This is a genomic window from Thomasclavelia saccharogumia DSM 17460, from assembly GCF_000686665.1.
Classification (GTDB): domain Bacteria; phylum Bacillota_I; class Bacilli_A; order Erysipelotrichales; family Coprobacillaceae; genus Thomasclavelia; species Thomasclavelia saccharogumia.
The window spans coordinates 21,848-28,130 of sequence record NZ_JMLH01000039.1 but is presented as its reverse complement, the minus strand read 5'-3'; the positions used below and the strand labels follow the sequence as shown (position 1 = coordinate 28,130).

Genomic DNA, 6,283 nt, shown 5'->3' with positions numbered 1-6,283 from the left:
CCTGACATCAATACCGCTCCATCATTTAATGAAACATATAAATTGTATGGTGTACACCATGTATTGAATCCTGTAGCCAAATTATAAATGAAAGGTGATCCTTCACTTGGTGATACATACATTTCAATCGTTACATAATTAGAATCTGTATTAACCTGATTTCCGTTAGCATCAGATGTATATGCGTTTAAAACTGTTCTTGCTGCTGGTTCACTTACTGTTGTTTTACCAGCTCCTGGATCAGACCAGTCATATACTTCTTTACTTTCTTCAACCGTAAAACTGTCTTTATTTACTGAGTTACTGTTAATTGTCTTATCTAATTCAATTACTGTTTTAGAAACAGCTGGTCCCCAGTCATCACCAATAACATAGGCTTTTTGAGTCCCTTCTGCTACTCCTTCCGATGCCGAAACTGACACCCTTACAAGACCCATGACCATCAAGGCACAGATCAAGCAACTTAAAACTTTTTTCATCATTTTACCATTCCTTTCTCTCTCTTATAATTTTATTATATAATTTTAAGCGCTTACATGAATGGCATTTTATCCTTTAAAATATGTCATTTTCTCATCTTTTCACGATATTTTGCAGGTGTTAAAAAATATTTCCTTTTAAATGTTTGATTAAATGATTTTACATTAGGAAACCCATTATTTAGAGCAATATCAATAACTGGATAATCCGTTGAAATCAATTCTTCTTCCGCATGCCATAATCTTAATCGAGTTAAATACTCTTTCACTGTTACATCTAAATTATCTTTAAATAACTTTGACAAATATCCATTTGATATTTCAAATCTTTCAGCAATATTATCTACTGAAAGATCTTCTTGATAATTAGTTTCCATATATTTAATAATATTTATAATTCTATTTTTATATTTATTATCTTTCAATTCTATATAATCTCTCTTTTCTTTGGCCAAGTTATCCAGTAAAAGAAAAACAAGCATTTGAATATATCCCTTTATTCTAATATTATTAAATACATCCTCATCCTCATAAAATCTAATTATATCCAGTATTTTTTCTAATAAAGTTCGATTTATTTCTTCGTTAGGCTGCTGAAAATAAATTTTATCAATATCATGATAACACTCTTTTAAATAATCATAACCTATCTGTAATGCATAACCCTTATATACTTCTTCACCTTCAATAACATGAACAGCATGAATATCTTGAGAATTAATAATATAAATCTTTCCCGCAATTATTCTTACCATATCACCATTTATCCACAAATTAAATGTTCCATATAACGGTACTATGATTTCAATTCCACGATGCCAATGTTTATCAATGGGAACTCCACTACTATTTTCTACAAAAAAATCATGTAATTTAGTAGGCAAATTGTTATCATACTCAATTTTTTCATATTTGTACACTTAATCTAACTCCTCTCCATTTTTCGATTTAAAAACTGCATATCACCATAAAAATTGATTATTTTCTTTTACAATGATATAAAACATAAGTTCCCCAGTATAATTTAAATTTTTCACCAGTTAATATTTAAATGTGTAAACATGTTATTTGATTTTAGATAAGCATAAAATTTTTATTCCTAATAAATTCTACTTACTATTTTTTTGCAATATCCCTCCTTAATATTAATTATATTTTGTCAACTTAATATTATCAAACTTTTGAGCTTTATATAATAATTTTACTATAAAAAAAATGGCCTTTAGACCATTTATTTATTTACTGCATTTTTTAAAGCCGTACTAGATTTAAAAGCTGGTGCTTTGCTGGCTGCAATAGTCATAGTTTCACCTGTTCTTGGATTACGTCCTGTTCTTTCTCCTCTTTCACGTACTTCAAAATTTCCAAATCCTTTTAAAGATACTTTTTCACCTTTTACTAACGCTTCTGTTACTACATCTACAAAAGCAGTTACTACCTTATCAACATCAGTTTTTGTCATTTCTGTGTTTGAAGCAATTGCTTCCACCAATTCAGTTTTATTCATTTTAATTTCTCCAATCTTTCTTTTATAGGAAATTATCCTACACCCATTATATTACTTATTATTATTGATTACAAGCTATAATATACCTCTATTTATTAATAAATTCTTTAACTTTTTTCACAAAACTCTCTACTGTTTTTTTCTGTGTTGCCCATGAAGTTACTAATCGAATACAATAATGATTCATATCTATCTGCTTCATTATAATGAAAGAATAATCCTGTTTCAAATATTCGATCAATGCTTTTGGTAAAATAGGAAAAATTTGATTGCTTAAAGAATCAACGTACATTTCAAAATCTTTAAGCCCATCTCTTAAAATATCCGCCATTGCATTTTCATGCTTTCCTATTTCTAAATAAAGATCATTACTAAATAGTTCTTTAAACTGTATTCCTAACAATCGTCCTTTAGCTAACATCGCTCCCTGTTGTTTCATTGAATATCTAAAATCAGTTTTAAGTTTATCATTTATAATAACTAGACACTCTCCACATAAAGCCCCCATTTTAGTACCTCCAATATAAAAAGCGTCACTATATTTAACTAAATCTTTTAATGTTGGAGTTCCTTCAAGCGCCAATGCACTGCCTAGCCTTGCCCCATCAACAAATAAGTATAAATTTTTATCTTTACATAACTGTGAGATTTCTTTTATCTCATCTAGCGTATACACACTTCCGTACTCTGTAGTTTGTGAAATATATACCATTTTAGGTTGTACCATATGTTCATCAATATGCTCATCAATGATTTCCTTAATCATTTCTGGTAGTAATTTCCCATTTTTATGTACTCTTGTTAATATTTTATGTCCTGCTGCTTCAATAGCTCCTGTTTCATGTACATTGATATGTCCACAATCAGCAGCTATTACAGCTTGATATGGTTTTAATGCAGATGATATAAAAGTTGCATTAGTCTGAGTTCCTCCAACGAGATAATGCACATCAATATTATTATTTTCTACTATTTTCTTCAAAATATTAGTAGCTTCTAAACAATATTTATCTAATCCATATCCCTCACATTGTTCATAATTTGTTTTCAATAAGGCTTCCATTATTTTAGGATGTGCCCCTTCACTATAATCATTTGTAAAACTATACATAGCAACCTCCTTATCTTCTTGGATACAATAATCCATAACGCACATATAAAACATCAAAATAAGTTTTCATTACTGTTGTTCCTGATAGCGATGATTCTGTAAAATCACTTTCTTTTCCATGAATAATAAATGTATGATCAGCTAAATCAATTACTTCACTATTTGCATTCAATGTTACTAAAATTACTTTAGCACCACGTTTTTTTATTGACTTAACTAGCTCACCTATCGGTATTGGACGAGCTCTCACTGAAAGTACAATTGCAACACTATTTTCATCTAATAATTCGATTCGCTGCCTATCATCCCCGCGATCAGCAAATGCATATGAAAATTTACCTAATTTCACTAATTTAAATTGTATATCTGAAGCTAAAATCTTATTAAATTGAAATCCAAAGAAGTGTAGCTTTTTAGCATCATATATAATATCACATAATCGATCGATCTCATGTATATTAACATATTTTTTACTTTCCAATAAAGATGTAATCGATAGATCATAGACCATGTCTACACATCTTGAAGGATCTTTATGAATTGCTACCAAATCTTCTGGCTCTAATTTTATCTCATGACTAGCCTGCTGTAATCCAATTTGAACTTCTTTTTTAAAATCCGCAAAATTATCACATTTTAATGCTTTACAAAAGCGAGAAATAGTTGCTGGTGAAGTATAACATAAATCTGCCAATTCATTTATACTAATACTAGGTATTTTTTCAATATTATTTAATACTTGATAACAAATTGTATAATACATATCTTGACTATAGGATGCATTTATATAAGTTAATAAATTATATAGGATATCAAGTTCTGCATTTTCCTTACAACTCATAACACTCCCTCCTCTCTTTATAAGATATATTATACACAAATTAAAAATTAAAAATAAACTTTTTATTTGCTTTTTAATAAATATTAAAAATATTTAATTATTTTCTTTATCTCTAAATCTAAACTATTTTAAAATTAAAGTAAAACTAAATATGAAAAACTTATTTTTATCATATATAGATAAACATGGGGTAACCCCCATGTTATCTACTCATATGTTTTCCTTTTTTTAATACAAGTAACCCTAAAACCGTAATAACAGTCATTATTCCATAGACTTCTATCAATGTATCATCAGATGTTTTTACAACATTTTTTTCATCTTTATCAATCGGTTGTTCTTGAACATTTCCATTAGTACCGTTTTCTAAATTTGGATCATTCGTTTCTGGAACATCTACGATTGGATCATCAGGCTCAATAGGTTTTTCTGGTTCTAATTTAATTCTTACTCCTGCGGCTGCTTTAATAGTGGCTACTGCAGTCTCATCCCACATATCATTGTTTTCAAATCTATATTGTGATTCTAAACCAATTGGTAAACGTTCATCTCTATCTGGCTCTTGTGCTTTAGTTGCATAATTATCATAAATATAATTATAATCACCTTTATAAAGCCAGTTACGGACACAATTGGTAAGAACATTATTTGTGATAGTAAAACCACATGATCCTTCATCAAGATAAATTCCTCCATACTCATTACACACACCATCAATATAATTACCGGTAATGATTGAATCATCTTGTCTACCTAATGTATAAATTCCTCCACCATCTATTAAAGAAGGTTCCGTCAATACATTTTCAACATAATTATAAGAAATGCTATTATTTCCAAGCATAAATTCTTTACCTTCATCAAAATCATTATAACCCCAGCCCCAGCCAACACTAATTCCTGTATATGGAAGATTTTTAACTGTGTTATACTCAACTGTTGTTCCTTTTGTAAAACCGACAAGAATACCTGCACATGCCCGATACGTTTCACCGACATTTGTAATATAGTTATCTGTAATTTTGTTGTTTTCTGTTAAATCTTCTAGCACTGGTATATGATCCTGGTAAGTAACATCACCTAACAACAAACCACCACCTGCTAAATTTTCAAATTTATTATTTGTAATTGATGAATTTTTTGTTGCTCTGCCTAAGTGAACACCAGCATTTCCAAGCTCTTTGAAATTATTTTCAACAATATTAATATTATCGACATATTTACCATAGATTGCGGCGCCAGTTGAAGGGATCCATTCTCTGTCCCAAACATCTTCTGGATTAATAATTGCACTTGCCTGGAATGTTTGTAAACCATCAGGCCAATTTGGTTTCAACCAGGTTGTATATTGGAATGTCAAACCAGTAAAAGTAATATTTTTAACAGGATCCCCTGGCTGTCCATCAAATACAACTAGATTTTCTAACCGTCCAAGTACTGTATCAATATTATTCATATCTTGTCCCTCTTGAGGGATATAGTAAATTCGATCTTCTTCGGTATTTAAATACCATTCTCCAGTTTCATCTAAAAGTTCATAGGCATTTTCTAAATATCGCACACCATCTCGCATTCCTTCAGCATCAATCGCTGCTCCTGTAAGATTTGTTTTTAAACTATTATATGATTCATCGGTAATCTTTATTCTTTGACAATTTTCATAATCATCGTTTGGCCCGATTGAACTTACATGTTCAATACACCATTTCCATTTACGTGCAAATACTACTTCCAAATCACTAGGACGAGAAAAACTAGCGGGTAAGCCTTCAGCATCTACATAGATATATTTTTTTGTAAATTCATAGGCTTTAAGTTCACTACGAGCACGAGTAGCACGTTTTCCATTAACATACAAATCTCTACTTTCTAAACCTTTTGCAGAAGCTTGCCAGATATTCTTTTCATCATCTACTTTAGTCCAATTACTAATTGATGTTCCCCCAGAAATAATAACATCTTCATTATTGAAAGCACTCCATATTACATTATGACCATTTTTACCGCTATCTGCACTAGTAAAAGTGATTGTTTCATCAAGTAAATAAGTACCTCCTCTTAAATATACATATAAATCTTTATCCATTTCATTCGTTTTTTCTCTTATTAATTCTTGAGCTTTTGTAAGTGATTGAATCGGATTGTCAAATGTTCCTGCATTATTATCATTTCCCTTATTTGCATCAATAAATATTCCTGGCTTATACTCCTGAGCTGATATTAAAATAATGCTTGCTGCTGTTGATGATATTATTATCATCAAACATGTTAATACTTTTAAAAATTTTTTCATACTTCCCTCCATTTCTATTCATTTTTATTGAATAAATTAATTTTTCAAATCG

5 protein-coding genes and 1 pseudogene are annotated in these 6,283 nt (G+C 29.9%); all 6 read right to left on the bottom strand.

The genetic code is table 11. The annotated features are described in order from the left end of the window. Positions 1-482, bottom strand: a pseudogene (locus BR82_RS0109440) (hypothetical protein); the annotation flags it as partial. A gap of 83 nt (positions 483-565) precedes the next feature. Further along, the gene (locus BR82_RS0109435; protein ID WP_027089980.1) at positions 566-1,399 is read right to left on the bottom strand and encodes a helix-turn-helix transcriptional regulator; all 834 of its coding nucleotides are present in this window, start codon (positions 1,397-1,399) and stop codon (positions 566-568) included. 311 nt (positions 1,400-1,710) lie between these two features. Next, positions 1,711-1,986 carry an HU family DNA-binding protein gene (locus BR82_RS0109430; RefSeq protein ID WP_024722559.1) on the bottom strand — a complete coding sequence of 92 codons (276 nt, stop codon included), beginning with the start codon at positions 1,984-1,986 and terminating at the stop codon, positions 1,711-1,713. Between the two features lie 88 nt (positions 1,987-2,074). Next, positions 2,075-3,097, bottom strand: a complete 1,023-nt coding sequence (locus tag BR82_RS0109425) for a threonine aldolase family protein (protein WP_027089979.1) — start codon at positions 3,095-3,097, stop codon at positions 2,075-2,077. A gap of 10 nt (positions 3,098-3,107) precedes the next feature. Continuing rightward, positions 3,108-3,938, bottom strand: coding sequence for a MurR/RpiR family transcriptional regulator (locus BR82_RS0109420; RefSeq protein ID WP_027089978.1), 831 nt, complete (start codon positions 3,936-3,938; stop codon positions 3,108-3,110). A gap of 202 nt (positions 3,939-4,140) precedes the next feature. Continuing rightward, on the bottom strand, positions 4,141-6,231 hold the full coding sequence (locus BR82_RS0109415; RefSeq protein ID WP_027089977.1) for a right-handed parallel beta-helix repeat-containing protein: 2,091 nt from the start codon (positions 6,229-6,231) through the stop codon (positions 4,141-4,143). Positions 6,232-6,283 lie beyond the last annotated feature (52 nt).